Genomic DNA, 20,065 nt, shown 5'->3' on the forward strand with positions numbered 1-20,065 from the left:
TCTCCGTGGCGAAACCGTCCAGTTCCGGATGTCGCTTGATAGCGCCCGACAGGTGCGGCGAGGTGCCGACGCCCGGGCTGCCGAAGGTGATGCCGCCCGGCTTCGCCTTCGCCCAGGCGATGAACTCGGCCAGGGTGCGCGCCGGCACCTTCTCCTTCGCCACCACCGCGATGTTGGGCATCTCCCAGGTCAGCGCGACCGGCAGGAAGTCCCGCTCCGGGTCGTGCGGCAGGCGGCTGTAGAGATACTGGTTGATCGAGAAATTGCCGACGGTGGCGGCGCCCAGCGTGTAGCCGTCGGGGGCGGCCTTCGCCACCGCGTCGATGCCGATGCTGCCGCCGGCGCCCGGCCGGTTCTCGACGACGAAGGGCTGGCCGAGGCGGTCGCGCAGCCGCTCTGCCATGATGCGCGTCAGCACATCGGTAGAGCCGCCGGGCGGGTAGGGGACGATCAGCCGCACCGGCCGGTCCGGATACGCGGCCGCGGCTTGCGCCCGGGCACCGCGCCTCGGCGGCAGCGCGGCGAGCAGCGGCGCGGCGAGCAGGGCGCGACGGGCGACGCGAACGGAACGGGGCAGGGAGGTCCCCGGGCGCGTCGATCCAGGGTGCGTGGATTCGGTCATGTCGTTTCCTCGTGCGGTTGCCGGCGGGCAGCATCGCAACTGACCGGCCATCCCGCCATGGCCCGGCGCCCGGCCGGGGGCGTTCATCGGACTGACATCGTGCCGTCATGGCGGGGCAATGCGTGGCGTCTATGGCCGGCGCCGTCCCAACGCGGAGTCCCGCGCCGATGCGCAAGCCTGTCCCGAGCAAGACCCTCCTCGGAAAGCCTCTCCTGGCCACGCTGCTGGCCTGTCTGGTCGCCACGCCGGCCATCGCCGAGACGAGCTTCCAGGCGACCCTCGAGGGCATGGCGGTGCTGCCTGCCCTGACGCTGATCCAGCCGCCCGCCGACGCGCCCGCCGAGGCGCGACTCGCCGGCCGCTACACCGGCGCCGGCAACCTGCGCGAGGACCGGCCGGGCAGCATCCCCGCCACCACCGGCCCGGCGCCGCAGGGGCGTGCCACCGGCGTCTCGCTGCCGCTGAACGGGCAGGCGGTGCAGGGCTTCTCCGGCATCAAGCCGGTGGCGGGCGAGCCGGGCGCCTACTGGGTGCTGACCGACAACGGCTTCGGCACCCGGCGCAACAGCGCCGACGCGCTGCTGATGCTGCACAAGGTCCGCCCCGACTTCCGCACCGGGCAGGTGGCGGTGGAGCGCACCATCTTCCTCTCCGACCCCGACCGCCGCGTGCCGTTCCGCATCACCTACGAGGGCACGGAGCGCCGCTACCTGACCGGCGCCGACCTCGACATCGAGAGCATCCAGCCGGTCGCCGGCGGCTTCTGGATCGGCGACGAATTCGGCCCCTACCTGATCGAGGTGGACGCCGAGGGCCGGGTGCGCCGCGTGGTGGAGACGGTGCTGGACGGGCAGCCCCTGATCTCGCCCGACCACCACTCGCTCCAGGTGCCGGCGACGCCGACGGCCGGGACGCCGTTCCGCGTCCGCCGCTCCGGCGGCTTCGAGGGCATGGCGCAGAGCCCGGACGGGCAGACGCTCTACGCGCTGGTGGAGCAGCCGCTGTTCCGCCCGGGCACGGACCAGGCGGAGGGGCCGTTCCTGCGCATCCTGGAATTCTCCGTGCCGCGCGGCGCCTGGACCGGCCGCGCCATGCGCTTCCGGCTCTCCGAGGGCGCCACCAACATCGGCGACTTCAACATGGTGGACGAGCGCCGCGCGCTGATCGTCGAGCGCGACAACGGCGAGGGCGACCCCAGCCTCGCCTGCGCCGAGGGGCGGAACCCGCCGGGCTGCTTCGCGACTCCGGCGCGGGTGAAGCGGGTGACGCTGGTCGATCTCGGCGCGGTGGACGGCGAGGGCTTCGTGCGCCGGATCGGCTCGATCGACCTGATGGCGATCCGCGATCCGGAGGGTGTGGCGCGCCAACGTGGGGAAGCGGGGCGCGGGGATCTCGGGCCGGACGTGCCGCGCGACCGCTTCTCCTTCCCCTTCTTCACCATCGAGAACGTGGCGGTGGTGGATGCCGACCACATCATCGTCGGCAACGACAACAACCTTCCGTTCAGCGCCGGGCGCCACCTCGCGCGGCCGGACGACAACGAGTTGATCCTGCTGCGCGTGCCGGAGCTGCTGCGGGCGCGCTGAGGCGGCGGCCCGCGTGGGCCAGCCTGCGGGGGACGGGAGCAGCGATCAGGGGGCGCCGCCGCCGCCCTGTTCCCGCTCCCCGTCCCCTCGTCCCGCGGGGGCGTCGGCCACGGGCGGATCAGGTGGCGGCGGAAGGCGGCGGAGCCTGCCCCGCCGCCCCGCTCAAGGCCAGCGCACCTCGGGCGGCATCGACATCAGGATCGCCTCGGTGTTGCCGCCGGTCTTCAGCCCGAACAGGGTGCCGCGGTCGTAGAGCAGGTTGAACTCCACGTAGCGGCCGCGGCGGACGAGCTGGTGCTCGCGCTCCTCGGGCGTCCAGGGCTGGCGCATGCGGCGGCGGATGATGGCCGGGTAGGCCTCCAGGAAGGCGAGGCCGACATCCTTGACGAAGGCGAAGTCGGCCTCGGCGTCGCCGGAATCGAGCCAGTCGAAGAAGATGCCGCCGGCGCCGCGCGGCTCGCCCCGGTGCGGCAGGAAGAAGTACTCGTCGCACCACTTCTTGAAGCACGGGTAGTACGGCTCCGCGCCGGGGGGCGTGTGGCGGTCGCAGGCGCGGCGGTAGGCGTCGTGGAACAGCGCCGCGTCCGCCTGCGCCTCGGGCGCGTCGAGTCGCATCGGGGTCAGGTCGCCGCCGCCGCCGAACCAGGCCTTGGAGGTGCAGATGAAGCGCGTGTTCATGTGCGCCGCCGGCACCAGCGGGCTGCGCATGTGCGAGACCAGCGAGACGCCGGTCGCGACGAAGCGCGGATCCTCCTCCGCCCCCGGGATCTGCCGGCGGAACTCGGGCGAGAACTCGCCGAACACGGTGGAGACGTTGACGCCCACCTTCTCGAACACGCGGCCGCGCATCACGCTCATCACGCCGCCCCCGCCTTCCTCTCCGCCCCGGTTCCAGGCGGTGCGCTCGAAGCGGCCGGCCGGCAGCTCGGCGGCGGGGCCGTCCTGCTCGTCCTCGATCGCCTCGAAGGCGGCGCAGAGCCGGTCGCGCAGGGTCTCGAACCAGGCGCGAGCCGGCGCGGCGAGGCGGTGGGAGGTCGGATCGGGCGTGCCCGCGACGGCGCGTGCAACAGACATGGTTCACTCCTGTGTCCCGGCACGGCTCCGCGCCGGGTCTGGTCGGGCCCGCCTCGTTTCCGGAGCCGGGGCCGGTGGCGGCTTGTAGCGGCCGCACGACACCGCAACATTGACCTGCCGCAAGCGGTCGGGGGCGAGTTGCCACGGCCGTGAGGCAGCCTTTATATGGACTTGCGCCGGCGGCGGCACCGGCCGGCGCGCGCCGGAAGGAATGCGCCGAGAGATCGCGTGACGGCGGGCGCCATCGGCGCCCCGGTCCCGCCTCGCCCGTTCCCCCGTGCCGCCGTCGCAGCAGCGTGCGCCTGGATTAGCAGTTGGAGGCCCGTCCGGTCCCGCGCCAGAGGGAACGAACCGGGGCCGCGGAGGGGATGAAGACGCATGGCCGAAACGCTGGCAGCGCCGCCCGGGAGCCCGCCCCATGGGCGTGAGCCCCTGGAGACGCCCCTGGGCACCCCGCCCGAATCGCTGGTCAGCGTCTCCGGGACCGGCACGCGGCGCGACATGCTGACGCTGATGACCGCCTCCTTCGTCGCGGTCGGCGTCGGCGCCATGGTCTGGCCCTTCATCGACCAGATGAATCCGGCGAGCGACGTGCTGGCCCTGGCCTCGACCGACGTGAACCTCGCCCCCGTCGCGGTGGGGCAGGCGATCACCGTGGTCTGGCGCGGCAAGCCGATCTTCGTGCGCCACCGCACGCCCAAGGAGATCGAGGAGGCGCGCGGCGTCAGCCTCTCCGCGCTGAAGGACCCGCAGACGGACGCGCAGCGCGTGCAGAAGCCCGAGTGGATCGTGATGATCGGCATCTGCACCCATCTCGGCTGCGTGCCGCTGGGCCAGAAGCCGACCGACCCGAAGGGCGACTACGACGGCTGGTTCTGCCCCTGCCACGGCAGCATGTACGACAGCTCCGGCCGCATCCGGCAGGGGCCGGCGCCCAGCAACCTGGTGATCCCGCCCTACGCCTTCACCTCCGACACCCAGATCCGCATCGGCTGAGGAGAACCGACCCATGGCCGGCGGCCTGACGCAGAGCGAATTCAAGAACCCGGTGGTGCGCTGGATCGACAGCCGCCTGCCGGTGTTCACCATGATGCAGAAGGAGTACGGGACCTTCCCGACTCCCCGGAATTTCAACTACTTCTGGAATTTCGGCGCGCTCGCCATGGTGAACCTCGTCATCATGATCGTCAGCGGCATCACGCTGGCGATGCACTACACGCCGAACTCGGCCCTCGCCTTCGACAGCGTCGAGCGCATCATGCGCGACGTGAACTTCGGCTGGCTGATCCGCTACATCCACGCCAACGGCGCCTCGATGTTCTTCATCGTGGTGTACATCCACATCTACCGCGGCCTCTACTACGGCTCCTACAAGGCGCCGCGCGAGCTGCTGTGGATGATCGGCGTGGTCATCTTCCTGCTGATGATGGCCACCGCCTTCATGGGCTACGTGCTGCCCTGGGGCCAGATGTCCTTCTGGGGCGCCACCGTCATCACCAACCTGTTCTCGGCCCTGCCGATCGTGGGCGACCCGATCGTGACCTGGCTGTGGGGCGGCTTCTCGGTCGACAACCCGACGCTGAACCGCTTCTTCAGCCTGCACTACCTGCTGCCCTTCGTGATCTTCGGCGTGGTGTTCCTGCACGTCGCGGCGCTGCACATCACGGGCTCGAACAACCCGCTCGGCATCGACCCGAAGGGGCCGCAGGACACGCTGCCCTTCCACCCGTACTACACGGCCAAGGACAGCTTCGGGATGGCGATCTACCTGATCGTCTTCGCCTGCCTCGTGTTCTTCGCGCCGAACTACCTCGGCCACCCGGACAACTACATCCCGGCGAACCCGCTGGTGACGCCGCCGCACATCGTGCCCGAATGGTACTTCCTGCCCTTCTACGCGATCCTGCGCTCGGTGCCGGACAAGCTGGGCGGCGTGGTGCTGATGTTCGGCGCCATCGCGATCTGGTTCGTGCTGCCCTGGCTCGACACCTCGCCGGTGCGCTCCATGCGCTTCCGGCCGTGGACCAGGCCGTTCTTCTTCCTGATGATCCTGAGCTTCCTCGTGCTGCTCTACGTCGGCGGCAAGCCGCCCGAGGGCGCCTACGTGACGGCCGGGCGTCTCGCCACCGCCTACTACTTCCTCTACTTCCTGGTGCTCCTGCCCTGGCTCGGCGTGAAGGAGCGCACCCTGCCGCTGCCCGAGAGCATCAGCCGCCCCGTGCTGCGCGGCGGCGGGCCGCTGCCCGCGGGCGCCGCCGCCAAGCCGATGGAGAAGGCATGATGCCGCGCCTGTTCCAGGGGATCCGCGCCGCCGCCGGAAGGCGGCGCGCCATGCCCGGTGGCCGGCTCTCCCGGCTCGCCGCCGGGGGCCTTCTCGGGGCCCTGCTCGGCGCGGCGCTGCTGGCGCCGCTGCCCCCAGGCGCGCTGGCGGCCGACGAGCACAGCCACGAGACGCCGCGCCCGCCGCATGCCGGGCTGAGCTTCCAGCGCATGTTCGGCAGCTTCGACCGCGCCGCGGCGCAGCGCGGCCTCCAGGTCTACCGGGAGGTCTGCTCGAACTGCCACTCGCTGCGGCTGCTCTCCTACCGCAACCTCCGCCAGATCGGCCTCTCCGATGCCGAGGTGCGGGCGGTGGCGGCTGCGGTGCAGGTGCAGGACGGGCCGAACGACGAGGGCGCGATGTTCGAGCGCCCCGGCCGCCCCTCCGACCGCTTCCGCAGCCCCTTCCCGAACGAGCAGGCCGCGCGCGCCGCCAACAACGGCGCGCTGCCGCCCGACCTCTCGCTCATCGTCAAGGCGCGCGAGGACGGGGCGAACTACGTGCATGCCCTGCTGACCGGCTACGCCGATCCGCCGGCCGGCGTCACGCTGCAGCAGGGGATGAACTACAACACCTTCTTCCCCGGCCATCAGATCGCCATGGCGCCGCCCCTGACCGCGGCCGGGCAGGTCCAGTTCCCGAACATGCCCGACGCCTCGGTCGACCAGATGGCGCGCGACGTGACCACCTTCCTGGCCTGGGCCGCCGAGCCCGAGCTGGAGGCGCGCCGCGCCATGGGCGTGCGCATCGTGATCTTCCTCTGCATCCTGGCCGGGCTGGCCTATGCGGTGAAGCGGAAGGTCTGGGCGGACGCGCACTGACGCCACGCGCTGACCGCCGCGGCGCGGGGACGGCGCGGGCCGGAGGGACGACGCATCCGGAGCGGCCCGCGCGTCGGCGATCGCCGGCGGCGGGCCCCCCCCGGGCCGGCCGGCCCGGGGTCGCGACGGAGGGTCACGACGGCGGGCCACGACGGACGACGCGACGGCCTCCGCCCCACCGGGCGGGGGCCGTTGCCATGTCCGGACGGGCGGGACCCCGGGACCGGGATCATCCGGGGATGCGGGGCGCGGCCGGCCCCCTCCCGCCTCGTCGCGGGCGGTGCTATGGGCGGGCCGATCCCGCCGAGGCCGGCGGTGACCCCCGGCCGCGATCGCCGTCACGCTCGCCCCAGCCACGGCGGACCGAAGAGCCGCCAGCACGGAGGAACGACCGCATGCACCCCCGCCGCGCGCTGCTAGGCGCCGCCGCCGCCGCCGCGCCCGCCCTCGCCGCCCCGGCGCTGGCCCAGCCTGCCCTGGCCCAGACCACCCAGGCGATGCCGGAGCTGCGCTGGCGCCTGACCAGTTCCTTCCCGCGCACCGTGGACATCATCCACGGCACCGGCGAGCTGGTCTGCCGCCGCGTCGCCGCCCTCACCGACAACCGCTTCCAGATCCGCATGTTCGCCGCGGGCGAGATCGTGCCCGGCCTGCAGGCGCTCGACGCGGTGCAGAACGCGACCGTCGAGTGCGCCCTGGCGCCGACCTACTTCTTCATGGGCAAGGAGCCTTCCTTCGCCGTCTTCACCGCCATGCCCTTCGGGCTGAACACGCGCCAGCTCTCGGCCTGGCTGACGCATGGCGGCGGCAAGGAGCTCTCGGCGGAGCTGTTCCGGGACTACAACGTGATCGGCTTCCCCTGCGGCGACACGGGTGCGCAGATGGGCGGCTGGTTCCGGCGCGAGGTGAAGTCGCTGGAGGACATCAAGGGGCTGAAATTCCGCATCGCCGGGCTGGCGGGCGAGATCTTCAAGCGCCTCGGCGCCACCCCCTCCGCCATCGCGCCGGCCGACATCTACCCCTCGCTGGAGCGCGGCACGATCGACGCGGTGGAGTTCACCAGCCCCTACGACGACGAGAAGCTCGGCTTCTACCGGATCGCGCCCTACTACTACTACCCGGGCTTCTGGGACCCCGGCGCGCGGCTGCACTTCATGGTCAACCAGCGCGCCTGGGAGGCGCTGCCGCCGCTCTACCGCGAGGCGCTGGAGGTGGCCTGCGCCGATGCCAACGCCGACATGCTGGCGCGCTACGACAACGCCAACCCCGGCGCGCTGCGCCGGCTGATCGCCAACGGCACGCAGCTACGCCCTTGGTCGCGCGACATCATGGCCGCGTCCTACAAGGCGATGAACGAGATCACCGACGAGATCAGCGGCCGCGACGCGCGCTTCCGCCGCATCTGGGAGAGCTACCGCAAGTACCGCGACGAGGAATTCGTCTGGTTCCGCATCGCCGAGAACAGCCTGGAGAATTTCTCCTTCACCGCGGCGCAGACGGTCCGGTAGCGCCTGCCTGGCCGGAAGCGGCCGGCGCATCCGCGCGCAGCCGCGCCAGCGCGTCGCGCCACCAGCGCGCGGCGAGGGCCGGATCGGGGTGCACCCCGTCGCCCGCCGGCACGGAGGGGCAGCCGCCCGCCTGCCCGTCCAGCAGGGCCTGCCTCGCCCCGGTCGGGAAGCCCGGCAGCGCCGCGTGCAGCAGCGCCCCGCCGCGGCTGAGCACCGGGTTGCGCGCCGGGTCGAAGCAGGAGGGCGTCACCCACAGCGCGCGCCGGGGGCGCCATTGCGCGATGGCGGCGGCGACGTGCGCCACGTAGTCGCGGGCCTGCTCCGGGGTGCGCAGGTCGCGCAGGTCGTTGGTGCCGATCACCAGCACGAGGTCGGCGACACAGCCGACCGGCTGCCGCGTCGTCCAGGCGAGCTGCGCGCCGTTGCGCGCGATCACCGCGAAGCCGTCGGCCTGCGCCGCCGCGCGCATGCGGTCGGCGATGCTGTCGCCGAGCAGCAGGTCGCGCGGGTCGGCGCAGTCGGCGCGCGCCGGGGTGGCGCCGAGGAGACAGGCCAAGAGAAGCGGAAGAACCGACAGGGAAATCCGTGGCATGCGTCCAACCGGCCTTCCCGGCCGCCTCCGCCTCGCCCGCGCAGCGTAGCATGATGGCCGCGCGGCCTCGCGGCCGTGGGTCACGCGGCCTCGCGGCCGCAGGGCGACGCGGCCTCAGGGCCGCAGTCGGTACTCGCGCGGCCCGCCATTCGGCAGCCCGTCGAACAGGACCAGCACGCGCAGCACGCCATCCTCCTCGCCGAGCACCGTGATCGCCTCCGCCTTGGCGGGCTTACCCTTGTCGTCGTTCACCGGCGCCAGCCTGGCGAGCCAGCGCGGCGTGACCGTGGCGCCGGGAGCGGCGTTCCAGTCCGGCGTCATCAGCGAGATGGCGAAGGGCGGGCCGTCCTCGTGCACCGGCCCGCTGAGCAGGAGGATGCGGCCATCCGGCAGCGCCGCCATGTCGCGTATGCCGGTGCGGTCGCCCAGCGGCACACGCAGGAGGCGGGATGCGATCGGCGCCGAGGTGTTCGCCGGCGCGAACAGGTCCGCCGCGGCGACGGCGACGATGAAGGCGTGGCCCTGGAGAGCGGGCGCGCGCAGGCCGAAGAGCAGCCGGTCGCCGGTGGCGGCGATTCCCTCGATGTTGAGGCCCTGGATGCCGGGATCGCTGGCGTTCCCGTCGGACTGGAGTGGGGTGGCGAAGTGGTTGCCGACGGTGCCGTCGGTCCGCAGTACCTCGGACAGCCGCCAGCTCAGCGCGGCCGGTGCGAGTCGGCCCGTCCGGTCCACGCCGATGCGTGCCAGCAGGAAGTTCGTCCGACGAAACCTGCCCCTGTTGCGGGAGCAGCCATGCGAGCCGACGACGTAGAAGGCGCCTTCGCCGGAAGCGGTCCCGGCATAGGCCACGCCTTCCCCATCCAGAGCGTCGGAATCGTCGTCGTCCCCGCAGCCTCGTCCCGGGTTCGTCGGCGGGGTGCCGACGGCCGCATCCGCCGGCGCATTGCCGGTCAGGATCGGCACCATGGCGCCGGGTTGCAGCGTCCTGCCGTCGAAGGTGGCGCGCTGGGCGTCGCCCAACTCGTCGTCGATGAGCAGGCAGTCGCGGTTCCCGCCGCTGGCCGGGCGGCAGGCGATGCCGCTCAGCTCCTTGCCCGTCCTGCCGGGCTTCTTGCCCGCGAAGGTGCCCTGCACGCCGATGCCGGCCTCCTCCGGCGCCACGACCGGCGCGGCGTCGCGTCCGGTGGATGGCCCCGCGGGCGTGTCCGCCATCGCCGACAGGGCGAGCAGAAAGCCCAGTGGCGGCACCAGGGCGCCGATGATCCTGCCTGTCCGGGGCGTGCCGGTTCGGGGCGCGCGCATGGCTGCTTCTCCTGCCGCATGGTGACGAAGGGCAACGCGGCCCATGGAGCGACAGGGACTGGCCGAATGCCAGCATTTCGTAATGAAATAGCAATGAATTGATCCGGGCCGGAACGTCATTCCCGTGCCGGCGCATGACGTTCCGGCCATGAGGCGACGCACCGCATGCTGCACTGCGGCATGACGGTGGTGCCGCCTCAACCGCCGCGATATACCCTCCGCGCCGCCGGCACCCCCGGGCGGTCCTGCCGCCCGGAATCCGTTCCCCAGCTTCCGTTACCCAGATCGCGCGCGCCTTTCGCGCGCAGAGGAGTGCCCGCCGCCCATGGACCCGATCGCGCTGCTCTCCGCCTTCGTCATCGGCGTGGTGGAGGGGCTGACCGAATTCCTGCCCATCTCCTCCACCGGCCACCTGATCCTGGTCGAGGACCTGATCGGCTTCCAGGGCCCGCCCGGCAAGGTGTTCGAGATCTCCATCCAGCTCGGCGCCATCCTGGCCGTGGTCTGGGTGTACCGAGACATGCTGCTCGCCATCGTGACGCGCATGTGGCGGCCGGGCGTGGAGCGGTTCTACGCGCTCAACATCATCCTGGCCTTCCTGCCGGCGATGGTGATCGGCGCCCTGCTGCACAAGACCATCACCGAGATGCTGTTCAGCCCCTGGGTGGTCTCGGTGGCGCTGATCGTGGGCGGCATCGTCATCATCCTGATCGAGCGCACGAAGCGCACGCCCACCATCCATTCCGTGCCGGAGATCGGCCCGCTCACCGCCGTGCTGATCGGCTTCGGGCAGGCGCTGGCGATGATCCCGGGCACCTCGCGCTCGGGCGCCACCATCATCACCGCGCTGCTGCTCGGCGTGGACCGCAAGCCGGCGGCCGAGTTCTCCTTCGTGCTCGCCATCCCCACCATGCTCGCCGCCACCGTGTACAGCCTCTACAAGGCGCGGAACGACCTGGACTTCTCCGGCACGGGGCAGATCGCCGTGGGATTCGTCGCGGCGTTCGTGGTGGCGCTGTTGGTGGTGCGGTGGGTGCTGGCGCACATCCAGCGCATGGGTTTCGCCCCCTTCGGCTGGTACCGCATCGTGCTCGGCGCGGTGATGCTGGCGATCCTGTTCGCGCGCGGCTGAACGGGCGGGACGCGGGACCGCGTCAACGGAACGGCAAGGTCGGCGGGGCGATGCTGCGGCGTCTCCCGGCCGACGGCTGAGCGACCGGGAGAGGCGATGCCGACGGGCGACGACGCGCCCGTGGCGCGCCGGAACAACCGGCACTTGCCGTCGGCCGCCGCTTTCCGCAACCTCGTGCCGGCCCCAAGAAGGTTTCGCGATGCGCCGCGCCATCCTGCTCGCCACCCTGCTGCTGCTGCCCGTGCCGGGCCGGGCCCAGGGCTGGGACGCGTCGATGCGGCCGGGTCCGCCCGAGGGCGTGGCCGTCCCCGCCTGGGGCGCCCCGGCCCGCGCCGCACCCGCCGCCCGCGCCGCGCCCGGCTGGCCGCGGAGCGGGCTGCCGGGCGCCGACATCCCCGCCTGGACCGATTCGGCCACGGCCCCGCCGGCCGGCGCCGGCGGCCGTGCCCGGACCGTCTCGGCAGCACCGTACCGGCCGCGGCCCGCACCATCCTACCGCCGGACGGCTCCGCGCTACGCCTCCTCGGCGCCGGCGGCGCTCCCGGCCATGCCCGCGGCACCGGCCCCGCTGCCACCCCTCGAGCCCGATCGCGGCTGGCTGCCCGTGGGCGAGTACACCGCGTCGTCGCGCCCCTTCTTCGACGCCTTCCGCGCCCGGGAGCGCGAGTGGATCATGCGCGGCGCCGGCTGGAGCTACTGACAGCCTGTTCGAGAGGCCGGCCAGCACCGCTCCTGCCCGCGCGGGCGGCTCCCCGCGTTCGGCGGAGGCGCCGCGCGGGAGCGCGGGAGGCACGGCCGGCCGCGAGGCAGCCGGCCGTCGCGCGCCGCTCAAGGCAGCGCCGTCGGTTCCACCGCGACGTCGATGCGGTCGGTATAGAAGGCGAGATGGCCGGCGATCGCCCCCACGGCGGCGTGGGGGTGCTCGTAGCTCCACACCGCGTCCGCCGCGGTGCGGTCGCCCGCATGCACGGAGAAATAGCTGGCATCGCCCTTGTACGGGCAATGCGTCCGCCGCGCGGTGCGCTGCAGCAGCGCCATGTCCACGTCCTCGCGCGGGACGTACTGCACGGGCGGGTAGCTCGCTTCCCGAAGGGTCAGCGCGCGCCTGCTGTTGGCCACGGTGTACCCGGCGAAGCGCACCACCACGCGCCCTCGGGTCGGCGCGATGGTGATGGGGTGGTCCAGGCCGGGCATCCTCGCATCCGCAGCGCTCATCTCGACATCTCCCCGATTGCCGCCCCGCCGGTTCAACTGGGCGGGGCGAAGTCCCTGGTTTCCAGCCGGTCGCGCGGGGCCAGCAGGGCGAGCGGGCCCCGGCGCGCGCCTTCCCGCAGGGCGGCCGCCGCCGCCGGGTCGGCCATCAGCGTGGCGCGCAGGAACAGCACCGACACGGCCGCCACCCGCGCATGATAGGTCGTGTCGGCCCAGCGCGCACCGGCCTCGGCCTGGTCGGCGAAGGCGGCGTGGGTGGCGCCGTCCAGCACCAGCAGCGCCTGCGGCACGTTGCGGATCGCCTGGAACGGGATCAGCCGGTCGGCCGGCCGCGCGCCCTCGATGTAGCCCTGGTCCTCGGTGCCGGTGACGTGCAGCAGCGGTGCCGACATGCGCGCGAAGGCGAGGCGCGGCGGCAGGCCGCGCGGCGGGATCGGCGAGAGCGCGACGCCGGCGCGCAGGCGCCGCTCCGGCAGGGCGAGGCCGTGGTCGCCGCCGGGCAGCCGCTCGCCGAGCAGGTGCTGCACCGTCCAGGCGCCGAAGGAATGGCCGGCGACGGCGAGCCGGGTCGGGTCCAGCCGCCCGCGCAGCGGGTCGCCGAAGGCGGATTCGCGGCGCAGCAGCTCGTCGATGGCGAAGATGCCGTCACGGAGCCGGTCCAGCGCGTTGCGCGGGTCGAGCGCCGCGGCGGCGAGCGACGCGGCGGCGTCCGCCGCGCCGCGCCAGACGGCGCCGTCGCTGCCCGGGTGCTGGAGATGGACCGCGATGAACCCGGCCTCCGCGAAGGCGCGGCCGAGATAGCCGAGCCCGTCCCGCGTGCCGCCCAACCCGTGCGAGATCAGCACGGCCGGGGCCCTGTCGGGCACCTCCGGCAGCCGCAGCCGTACCGGGATGTCGCGGTCGCGCGCCGGGTCGTGCCAGGTCTGCGTGATGGAGGCGTCCGCCGAGGTCGCGTGCGCCGTCCCGGGCGGGACGGAGGGAAGGGCCGCCGCGCCGAGCAGGGCGGGCAGGCGTAGGGCATCGCGTCGCGTCATCCTTTCGCAACGCAGCAAGGCGGGCTTCGGTGGCGCAGGGACGGAGCGCGGAGACATTTCGTTACCATCCTGTCGTGCCGGCGATGCGCGGCCGTGGCATCGGAGGGACATGCGAGCTACCGATGCCCGCCCATTGCGTCGCGAGCATGGCCATCGCGCGGAACGGGCATCCTCCCCCGTCGCCGCCGCGCCGCGGCGCGGCGTTCTCCGCTGACGCCGCTGGCCGGAACGGAGGGCCACGCGGCGCGCTTCGATTTCGTCGTGCAGCGCGCGACCGGCTGGGACGCGGCGCGACCTGCCGCGTTCCAGTCGCGAAGCCGGCCGCCACATCGGCTGCGACCGCCCGGAGCCCATGGCATGCCGCTCGCCTTCATCGATTTCGAGGCCAGCTCCCTCGGCCGCCGCGGCGTGCCGATCGAGGTCGGCTGGGTGCTGGAATCGGGTGAGGGCGAGGGGCACCTGATATGCCCGGCGCCGGGCTGGGAGGACTGGTCGGCGGAGGCCGAGGCGGTGCACGGCATCCGCCGCGAACGCCTGCTCGCCGAGGGCGAGCCGCATGGCGCGGTGGCGCGCCGCCTGGTCGAGGCGCTCGCCGGCTGTCGCGTCGTCGCGAGCGCGCCCTCCTGGGACGGGCGCTGGCTGTCGCGCCTGCTGCGCGCCGCCGGCCTGCCGCGCCACGCGCTGCGCCTGGAGAGCACGCGCACGGTGAACGACGAGGCGACCGAGCCGCTGATGCGGTTCCTGCCGCCGCGCGACGCGCCGGATTACGGCGAGCGTCGCGACGCCGCGCTGGCGCTGCGCGCGAACCTCCTCTTCTCGGCCTGCCAGGACGACGCCGCGCTCGGCCCGCCGGCGCACCGCGCCCTGGCGGATGCGCGCCGGGAACTGGCGCTGTGGCAGGACATACGCCGCCGCACCGAGGCGGTGCTCGCGAGCCTGCGGCAGCGGGTGCCGGCCTGAGGCGCCGGCGCGGCAGGCCCCGCAGGCAGGCTTCTCCGCCGTGCGCGCGGCGCGCCGGGCACCGCCGCGCTCAGCGCCCCTCCGGACCCGCCGCGCCGCGTATCCGGTCGAGGTGCAGCAGCCCCTTGGCGCCCCAGCCGCGCACATCCTCCGGCACCGCCGGCCGGAACGCCTCGTAGAGCCGGAAGCCCCGGCGCTCCAGCTCCGCGGGCGGCAGCGACACGGCGAGGTCGTGCATCGCGGCCCGCACCTCGGGCAGGCGCCGGCCGAAGGCGCGGGCGACATAGGCGCGGACCGGCCCTGGCGGCGCGGGCCTGCCGTCGCGCATGGCCAGGGGCGGGTCGTCCCCCGACAGCGCCAGGTCGCGGCCGAGCAGGCGCACGGTGCGGGCCGGTGCCGGTGACGACGGCCTGCCCTCCGGCACCGCCCCCTCAGCCGCTTTCTCTGTAGCCCTGGGCGTCTCCTCGATCCCGAGGCGGCGCGCCTTCGCCCGCGCGCTGGTGCCGGCGACCACGCTGCCGAGCGAGAGGGCGGTCGCCTCGGCATGCCCGAGCGCCTCGGCAACCACCGCCGCCCACAGGGTCAGCACCGGGGCGCGGTTGACCCGCACCGGCTCGTCCGCCGCGCGTCCTGTCGTCATGACCGTCGATTCCTTCCGGCGGTGTCGCCGCCTGCCTACGGCGAACCGCAGTCCGGTTGGGACCGCGGTTCGCCGTGGCTCATTGTTCTCGGCGCGGATTCACGCCGCCGGGCGTGTCCGCCCGTCGGCGATCCGCTCTGGGTCCCGCCTCCAACGCCGCGATCCGCGCCGCGTCGCCCGCCTGCGGGCGGGTTCCGTGGGGCCCTGCCTTTCCCGAGATGCGCGCCTCGGCCCGCCGGGGCATCCCCGTCCGGCGCGGCCCATCTCCCCTGACGACACCGTGCCCGTCGCGCCGCACAGGCTCGGACCCGTCGCGATGCGCACGGCGCGCAACCGCATCGCGATGCACGGCGCGCCGCACCCGGCACGAACTCGCCGCGCCGCACCTGTCGCGACCTCGTCGCGACGCGCATGGCGCGGTCCCGGCGGACGCGGCGCGGTGTCACTTGACCCGGCCGGCACGAGCGCCGACATCGGACATGCGGCGGAAGGCGACGGCAGGGCCCGCCCTTGACGGCGGCCCCAGGCCTCCTATGGTCCGCGCCCTTTTCCCATTCTTCCCGGCCCGGAAAGCGAGAAGACCAGCCCCATGCCTGCGATCACCCTGCCCGACGGATCCGTGCGCCGCTTCGACGGGCCGGTCACGGGCACCGAGATCGCGGCCGCGATCGGGCCCGGCCTCGCCCGCGCCGCCCTCGCCATGGAAGTGGACGACCAGCCGCGCGACCTCTCGCACGCGGTCGCCGAGGATGCCCGGGTGCGCTTCATCACGCGCAAGGACCCCGAGGCGCTCGGCATGATCCGGCACGACGCCGCGCACGTGCTGGCCGAGGCGGTGCAGGAACTCTACCCCGGCACGCAGGTCACGATCGGGCCCGCGATCGAGAACGGCTTCTACTACGACTTCGCCCGCAACGAGCCCTTCACGCCGGAGGACTTCCCGGCGATCGAGGCGAAGATGCGCGAGATCGTCGCCCGCAACGCGCCCTTCGTGCGCGAGGTGTGGCCGCGCGGCGAGGCCATCCGCTTCTTCCAGGAGCGCGGCGAGCGCTACAAGGCCGAGCTGATCCAGGACCTGCCGGCAAGCGAGCCGATCAGCGTCTACCGCCAGGGCGAGTGGCTCGACCTCTGCCGCGGCCCGCACATGCGCGGCACCGGCGACGTGGGCAACGCCTTCAAGCTGATGAAGGTGGCGGGCGCGTACTGGCGGGGCGACCACCGCAACGCCATGCTGACGCGCATCTACGGCACGGCCTGGCGCGACCAGAAGGAGCTCGACGCCCACCTCCTCATGCTGGAGGAGGCGGAGAAGCGCGACCACCGCCGCATCGGCAAGGAGATGGACCTGTTCCACCTCCAGGAGGAGGCGACGGGCTCGGTCTTCTGGCACCCGAAGGGCTGGCGCCTGTACCGGCGGCTGGAGGACTTCATGCGCCGCCGGCTCGACCTCGCCGACTACCAGGAGGTGCGCACGCCCCAGCTCGTGGACCGCAAGCTCTGGATCGAGAGCGGCCACTGGGAGAAGTTCCGCGAGAGCATGTTCATCGCGACGGTCGAGGACGAGTCCGAGAAGGACCGCGTCCTCGCCCTCAAGCCGATGAACTGCCCGTGCCACGTGCAGATCTTCAACCGCGGCCTGCGCTCCTACCGCGAGCTGCCGCTGCGCATGGCGGAATTCGGCGCCTGCCACCGCTACGAGCCCTCCGGCGCGCTGCACGGCATCATGCGGGTGCGCAGCTTCACGCAGGACGACGCGCACATCTTCTGCACCGAGGCGCAGATCGCCTCCGAGACGGTGCGCTTCGTGGACCTGCTGACGGCGGTGTACCGCGACCTCGGCTTCGAGAGCTTCCGGGTGAAGTTCTCCGACCGGCCGGAGAAGCGCGCCGGCACGGACGCGGTGTGGGACCAGGCCGAGGGCGCGCTGCGCGACGCCTGCATGAGCGCGGGCGTGGAGTACGAGCTGAACCCGGGGGAGGGCGCCTTCTACGGCCCGAAGCTGGAATTCGTGCTGCGCGACGCGATCGGCCGCGACTGGCAGTGCGGCACGCTGCAGGTCGACTTCGTGCTGCCCGAGCGCCTGGGCGCCGAGTACGTGGCCGAGGACGGGGCGCGCCGGCGCCCGGTCATGCTGCACCGCGCCATCCTCGGCTCCTTCGAGCGCTTCATCGGCATCCTGATCGAGCAGCACGCGGGGCGCTTCCCCCTCTGGCTGGCGCCGACGCAGGTGGTGGTCGCCACCATCGTCGGCGACGCGGACGGCTACGCCATGGAGGTGGTGGCGGCGCTGCGGGCGGCCGGGGTCTGGGCCGAGGCCGATCTGCGCAACGAGAAGATCAACCGCAAGGTGGTGGACCACATCGAGCAGCGCGTGCCGGTGCTCGCGGTGATCGGGAGGCGAGAGGCGGAGGAGCGCACGCTGGTGCTGCGCCGCCTGCCGGGGCGCGAGCAGATGACCCTGCCGCTGGACGAGGCGATCAAAACTCTGGCGGAAGAGGCGTTGCCGCCCGACCGCAAGGTTGCAGTCGGCTGAGCCACACCCCATAAAATTCGACCGAACGTTTCAATAGCGACAGGAGCTGTACCATAGCCCGAGGCCCCATCCCCAACCAGCTGCCCACCCGCGAGGGACCGCGGGTGAACGAGGAGATCCGCGTCCCCCAGGTTCGCCTGATCGACCAGGACGGCGAGATGCTCGGCGTGATGAGCGCCCGCGAGGCGCTGCTGCGCGCCTACGACGTCGGCATGGACCTGCTCGAGATCAGCCCCAACGCCGTCCCCCCGGTGTGCAAGATCACCGACTTCGGCAAGTTCAAGTACGAGCAGCAGAAGAAGGCCAACGAGGCGCGCAAGCGCCAGAAGGTGGTCGAGCTGAAGGAAGTCAAGGTCCGCCCGAACATCGACGACCACGACTACGACGTGAAGATGCGGGCGATGAAGACCTTCATCGAGGAGGGCGACAAGGTGAAGGTCACCCTGCGCTTCCGCGGACGCGAGATGGCGCACCAGGATCTCGGCATCAAGGTGCTGGAGCGGATCCGGACCGACCTCGGCGACACCATCAAGGTGGAGTCGATGCCGCGCCTCGAGAACCGCCAGATGATCATGGTGCTGGCCCCGAAGTAGCGCACCCGACGGCGCGACTGCCGTCGGACGTCGCGATCCTGGCCTTCCGGGCCGGCGCCCCCGCCTTCGGCGGGCGGCGCCGGGTTCATCCGTGTCGGCCATCGTGCCGACCCGCCGGGGTCGGACGCCTGTCTCGGCCGGAGCGCGGCCAGGCCCGATGCCACGGCCGCCGTTCCCGCGCCCGCCTTTTTCCGCAACCGCGAAGCTGCCGCCCGACGCCCGTTGCGCGGCGCCCTGGCCGTGTGCCCTCGGCCGGCGCCTGACCGGGCACGGCCGGCTGTGCCGCTCCGTCCGGCCGGGCGCGCCGATTCGCCGTCAGCCCGTCGGGATCCGGGGGGCGCCGTGGCCATGCGGCGAGGCGGCGATGGCTGCCCGGCGGCCCGTTTCCCGGCGCGAATCCGGGTGCGGGCGGTCGTGTGGCGCTTCCGGTGCGATGATGCTTCCGAACGCGTCCCGTTCGACTTAAACCACGGTCACCACTTCTGTTCGTCCCAAGAGTCATCACCAAGGAGACCGCCGTGTCGAAGAAGTTCCTGACGGATGTGATCGTGCAATCCTCGGATCTCACCGGCGTGGCGGCGAACCGGCTCGCCACCGACCTCATCGCCGCCATCAAAGCGGAGATCACCGGCACGGGACGGTTCTCGCTGCCCGACTTCGGTTCCTTCACCGTGCGCGAGACGCCGAAGCGCACCGCGCTGAACCCGCGCACCGGCGAGAAGGTGCCCGTGAAGGCTGGTGCCACGGTGCGCTTCAAGGCCAGCCCGGCGCTCAAGGAAGCCGCCTTCGCGGCGACCAAGAAGGCCAAGCGCAAGGCGGCCAAGACCTCCGCCGGCTGATCCGGCAGCGGGGGCGCGTCGGCGGCCCCGCGGCATCCGGCCTCCGCGGCGGGGCCGGGACCCCGCCGGGCGGGGCGGCTCAGCCCGCGCGCCGGAACACCAGGCTCAGGTTGTTGGCGGGCATCGCGATCACCTCGGGTACCATGAAGCCCGCCGCCGCGGCGGCCGCCGCCACGTCCTCCAGGTCACGAACGCCCCAGGACGGATCGCGCGCACGCAGGTCGCGGTCGAAGGCATCGTTGCTCGGCGCGGTATGGGCGCCGTTCCGCCGGAACGGGCCGTAGAGGAACAGCGGCCCTCCCGGCGGCAGCAGCCGCGCCGCGCCGCGCAGCAGGCCGAGCGCCGCCGCCCACGGCGCGATGTGGATCATGTTGATGCAGAGTACCGCTTCCGCCCGCGTGGCCGGCCAGTCGGGGCTGGCGGCGTCGAGCGCCAGGGCGGGGCGAAGGTTGGGCAGCGATGCCTCGGCGGCCCAGGCGTCGATGCTGGCGCGCGCGCCCGGGTCCGGGTCGCTGGGCTGGAACTCGATCCCGGGCAGGGCACGGGCGAGATGCAGGATGTGCTCCCCCGTGCCGCTCGCCACTTCCAGAAGGTGGCCCGTCCCGCCGAGCCGCGGCCGAAGCGCCTGCAGGATCGGGTCGCGGTTGCGGGCAGCGGCGGGGGCGTGACGGCGGGCATCGGTCATGGCCGGGCAGGATCAGCCTGGCGCCGGCATCGTCAACGGGCCGTCTTCGCGGAAGGCGGGCACGCCCGGAGGCGTGCGGCCGCTCCGACGGCAAGGATCCATGGGCGGAGGGGGCGCTCCGGCCCGGGAACGCCGGAGCGGTTCAAGTCCTTGCTTCGACGCATTTCCCAAGGCGCCGGGCGAGTGCGCCCGGCCTGGGAATGCTCCAGAGCCGATCCAGCCTGACCGTATCAGGCCGGAACGGCTCCGGCCTTTTGGTTTCTCGCATTTTCCGAGGCGCCTGGTGAGTACACTCGGCCTGGAAATGCTCTAGCGGCCGGTGATGGCGACCGCGAAGGCGGGCGGGCAGATGCTGACGCCGCGCTGCTTCAGGAACGCCGCGACCAGGCGATCCGTCTCGCCGGGCTGCGGGGGCGGCAGGCGCCGGCAGCGCTCGGCATGCTGGCGGATGCGCGCCTTGGTGGCGGCCAGCTCCGGGGAACGGAAGGACGAAGCAGAGAGGGGGGAGGACGACTGCTGCATCGGGGGGGTGTCCATGCTGGGCAATGCCAGCAAAGACTGAATCCGAAGCGTTGAAAGTGCGTTACGACACAATCCTTCGCGCGCTCTGAT

At 72.9% G+C, this 20,065-nt stretch carries 20 protein-coding genes; 11 read left to right on the plus strand and 9 right to left on the minus strand.

Annotated features, from left to right (window positions below; all coding sequences use genetic code 11):
• Positions 1–622 (minus strand): Bug family tripartite tricarboxylate transporter substrate binding protein (locus tag M0638_RS14095; protein ID WP_248667641.1); only part of this gene is annotated, 622 nt, incomplete at its 3' end.
• Between the two features lie 167 nt (positions 623–789).
• Between M0638_RS14095 and M0638_RS14100 the strand changes: the two genes are divergently transcribed.
• The gene (locus M0638_RS14100) at positions 790–2,208 is read left to right on the plus strand and encodes an esterase-like activity of phytase family protein (RefSeq protein ID WP_248667642.1); all 1,419 of its coding nucleotides are present in this window, start codon (positions 790–792) and stop codon (positions 2,206–2,208) included.
• A 162-nt stretch (positions 2,209–2,370) separates the two neighbouring features.
• Here M0638_RS14100 and hemF read toward each other — a convergent pair whose 3' ends face one another.
• Complete coding sequence (gene hemF / locus M0638_RS14105) at positions 2,371–3,282, minus strand: oxygen-dependent coproporphyrinogen oxidase (protein ID WP_248667643.1); 912 nt, start codon at positions 3,280–3,282, stop codon at positions 2,371–2,373.
• A gap of 378 nt (positions 3,283–3,660) precedes the next feature.
• Here hemF and petA point away from each other — a divergent pair, with 378 nt between their 5' ends.
• The 4 genes from petA to M0638_RS14125 all read left to right on the plus strand — a co-directional run bounded on the left by petA (position 3,661) and on the right by M0638_RS14125 (position 7,931).
• Positions 3,661–4,278 carry a ubiquinol-cytochrome c reductase iron-sulfur subunit gene (petA, locus tag M0638_RS14110; protein WP_248667644.1) on the plus strand — a complete coding sequence of 206 codons (618 nt, stop codon included), beginning with the start codon at positions 3,661–3,663 and terminating at the stop codon, positions 4,276–4,278.
• A gap of 13 nt (positions 4,279–4,291) precedes the next feature.
• Positions 4,292–5,563 (plus strand): cytochrome b, encoded by a 1,272-nt coding sequence (locus M0638_RS14115; RefSeq protein ID WP_248667645.1) that lies wholly within the window; start codon positions 4,292–4,294, stop codon positions 5,561–5,563.
• A complete protein-coding gene (locus M0638_RS14120) occupies positions 5,560–6,423 on the plus strand; it encodes a cytochrome c1 (RefSeq protein ID WP_248667646.1) in 864 nt (287 codons plus the stop codon). Before M0638_RS14115 ends, M0638_RS14120 begins: the two co-directional genes overlap by 4 nt.
• A gap of 395 nt (positions 6,424–6,818) precedes the next feature.
• The gene (locus M0638_RS14125) at positions 6,819–7,931 is read left to right on the plus strand and encodes a TRAP transporter substrate-binding protein (RefSeq protein WP_248667647.1); all 1,113 of its coding nucleotides are present in this window, start codon (positions 6,819–6,821) and stop codon (positions 7,929–7,931) included.
• Here the strand turns inward: M0638_RS14125 and M0638_RS14130 are convergent.
• A complete protein-coding gene (locus M0638_RS14130) occupies positions 7,906–8,487 on the minus strand; it encodes an SGNH/GDSL hydrolase family protein (protein WP_248667648.1) in 582 nt (193 codons plus the stop codon). The genes M0638_RS14125 and M0638_RS14130 overlap by 26 nt on opposite strands.
• A gap of 150 nt (positions 8,488–8,637) precedes the next feature.
• Entirely contained in the window at positions 8,638–9,825 is a 1,188-nt protein-coding gene (locus M0638_RS14135) for a DUF6910 family protein (RefSeq protein ID WP_248667649.1), read from the minus strand.
• A gap of 325 nt (positions 9,826–10,150) precedes the next feature.
• Between M0638_RS14135 and M0638_RS14140 the strand changes: the two genes are divergently transcribed.
• Entirely contained in the window at positions 10,151–10,957 is an 807-nt protein-coding gene (locus M0638_RS14140) for an undecaprenyl-diphosphate phosphatase (RefSeq protein ID WP_248667650.1), read from the plus strand.
• Positions 10,958–11,156: 199 nt separating this feature from the next.
• Entirely contained in the window at positions 11,157–11,657 is a 501-nt protein-coding gene (locus tag M0638_RS14145) for a hypothetical protein (RefSeq protein WP_248667651.1), read from the plus strand.
• A 128-nt stretch (positions 11,658–11,785) separates the two neighbouring features.
• Here the strand turns inward: M0638_RS14145 and M0638_RS14150 are convergent, their stop codons facing one another.
• Both M0638_RS14150 and M0638_RS14155 read right to left on the minus strand, forming a co-directional pair.
• A complete protein-coding gene (locus M0638_RS14150; protein WP_248667652.1) occupies positions 11,786–12,172 on the minus strand; it encodes a DUF427 domain-containing protein in 387 nt (128 codons plus the stop codon).
• A gap of 32 nt (positions 12,173–12,204) precedes the next feature.
• Positions 12,205–13,203: an alpha/beta hydrolase family protein gene (locus M0638_RS14155; protein WP_248667653.1), complete on the minus strand. Its 999-nt coding sequence runs from the start codon at positions 13,201–13,203 to the stop codon at positions 12,205–12,207.
• 357 nt (positions 13,204–13,560) lie between these two features.
• Between M0638_RS14155 and M0638_RS14160 the strand changes: the two genes are divergently transcribed.
• Entirely contained in the window at positions 13,561–14,163 is a 603-nt protein-coding gene (locus tag M0638_RS14160; RefSeq protein WP_248667654.1) for a 3'-5' exonuclease family protein, read from the plus strand.
• A gap of 70 nt (positions 14,164–14,233) precedes the next feature.
• On the opposite strand, the gene M0638_RS14165 is transcribed toward M0638_RS14160, so the two are convergent.
• The gene (locus M0638_RS14165; protein ID WP_248667655.1) at positions 14,234–14,803 is read right to left on the minus strand and encodes a hypothetical protein; all 570 of its coding nucleotides are present in this window, start codon (positions 14,801–14,803) and stop codon (positions 14,234–14,236) included.
• 589 nt (positions 14,804–15,392) lie between these two features.
• Here M0638_RS14165 and thrS point away from each other — a divergent pair.
• The 3 genes from thrS (at position 15,393) to M0638_RS14180 (ending at position 18,768) form a co-directional block, all read left to right on the plus strand.
• Positions 15,393–17,336: a threonine--tRNA ligase gene (gene thrS / locus M0638_RS14170; RefSeq protein ID WP_248667656.1), complete on the plus strand. Its 1,944-nt coding sequence runs from the start codon at positions 15,393–15,395 to the stop codon at positions 17,334–17,336.
• Positions 17,337–17,416: 80 nt separating this feature from the next.
• Positions 17,417–17,929: a translation initiation factor IF-3 gene (gene infC, locus M0638_RS14175; protein WP_248667665.1), complete on the plus strand. Its 513-nt coding sequence runs from the start codon at positions 17,417–17,419 to the stop codon at positions 17,927–17,929.
• 518 nt (positions 17,930–18,447) lie between these two features.
• Entirely contained in the window at positions 18,448–18,768 is a 321-nt protein-coding gene (locus tag M0638_RS14180; protein WP_248667657.1) for an HU family DNA-binding protein, read from the plus strand.
• Positions 18,769–18,847: 79 nt separating this feature from the next.
• Here the strand turns inward: M0638_RS14180 and M0638_RS14185 are convergent, their stop codons facing one another.
• Both M0638_RS14185 and M0638_RS14190 read right to left on the minus strand, forming a co-directional pair.
• On the minus strand, positions 18,848–19,453 hold the full coding sequence (locus M0638_RS14185) for a DUF938 domain-containing protein (protein ID WP_248667658.1): 606 nt from the start codon (positions 19,451–19,453) through the stop codon (positions 18,848–18,850).
• 309 nt (positions 19,454–19,762) lie between these two features.
• A complete protein-coding gene (locus tag M0638_RS14190) occupies positions 19,763–19,990 on the minus strand; it encodes a hypothetical protein (protein WP_248667659.1) in 228 nt (75 codons plus the stop codon).
• Positions 19,991–20,065 lie beyond the last annotated feature (75 nt).

The sequence above is a fragment of the Roseomonas acroporae genome (assembly GCF_023223525.1).
Taxonomy (GTDB): domain Bacteria; phylum Pseudomonadota; class Alphaproteobacteria; order Acetobacterales; family Acetobacteraceae; genus Roseomonas_E; species Roseomonas_E acroporae.

Excerpts from the sequence above, each read along its gene's own strand:
- M0638_RS14100 (WP_248667642.1), top strand. The coding sequence starts at position 790 with ATGCGCAAGCCTGTCCCGAGCAAGACCCTCCTCGGAAAGCCTCTCCTG.
- hemF (WP_248667643.1), bottom strand. The coding sequence starts at position 3,282 with ATGTCTGTTGCACGCGCCGTCGCGGGCACGCCCGATCCGACCTCCCAC.
- petA (WP_248667644.1), top strand. The coding sequence starts at position 3,661 with ATGGCCGAAACGCTGGCAGCGCCGCCCGGGAGCCCGCCCCATGGGCGT.
- M0638_RS14115 (WP_248667645.1), top strand. The coding sequence starts at position 4,292 with ATGGCCGGCGGCCTGACGCAGAGCGAATTCAAGAACCCGGTGGTGCGC.
- M0638_RS14120 (WP_248667646.1), top strand. The coding sequence starts at position 5,560 with ATGATGCCGCGCCTGTTCCAGGGGATCCGCGCCGCCGCCGGAAGGCGG.
- M0638_RS14125 (WP_248667647.1), top strand. The coding sequence starts at position 6,819 with ATGCACCCCCGCCGCGCGCTGCTAGGCGCCGCCGCCGCCGCCGCGCCC.
- M0638_RS14135 (WP_248667649.1), bottom strand. The coding sequence starts at position 9,825 with ATGCGCGCGCCCCGAACCGGCACGCCCCGGACAGGCAGGATCATCGGC.
- M0638_RS14140 (WP_248667650.1), top strand. The coding sequence starts at position 10,151 with ATGGACCCGATCGCGCTGCTCTCCGCCTTCGTCATCGGCGTGGTGGAG.
- M0638_RS14145 (WP_248667651.1), top strand. The coding sequence starts at position 11,157 with ATGCGCCGCGCCATCCTGCTCGCCACCCTGCTGCTGCTGCCCGTGCCG.
- M0638_RS14150 (WP_248667652.1), bottom strand. The coding sequence starts at position 12,172 with ATGAGCGCTGCGGATGCGAGGATGCCCGGCCTGGACCACCCCATCACC.
- M0638_RS14155 (WP_248667653.1), bottom strand. The coding sequence starts at position 13,203 with ATGACGCGACGCGATGCCCTACGCCTGCCCGCCCTGCTCGGCGCGGCG.
- M0638_RS14160 (WP_248667654.1), top strand. The coding sequence starts at position 13,561 with ATGCCGCTCGCCTTCATCGATTTCGAGGCCAGCTCCCTCGGCCGCCGC.
- M0638_RS14165 (WP_248667655.1), bottom strand. The coding sequence starts at position 14,803 with ATGACGACAGGACGCGCGGCGGACGAGCCGGTGCGGGTCAACCGCGCC.
- thrS (WP_248667656.1), top strand. The coding sequence starts at position 15,393 with ATGCCTGCGATCACCCTGCCCGACGGATCCGTGCGCCGCTTCGACGGG.
- M0638_RS14185 (WP_248667658.1), bottom strand. The coding sequence starts at position 19,453 with ATGACCGATGCCCGCCGTCACGCCCCCGCCGCTGCCCGCAACCGCGAC.
- M0638_RS14190 (WP_248667659.1), bottom strand. The coding sequence starts at position 19,990 with ATGGACACCCCCCCGATGCAGCAGTCGTCCTCCCCCCTCTCTGCTTCG.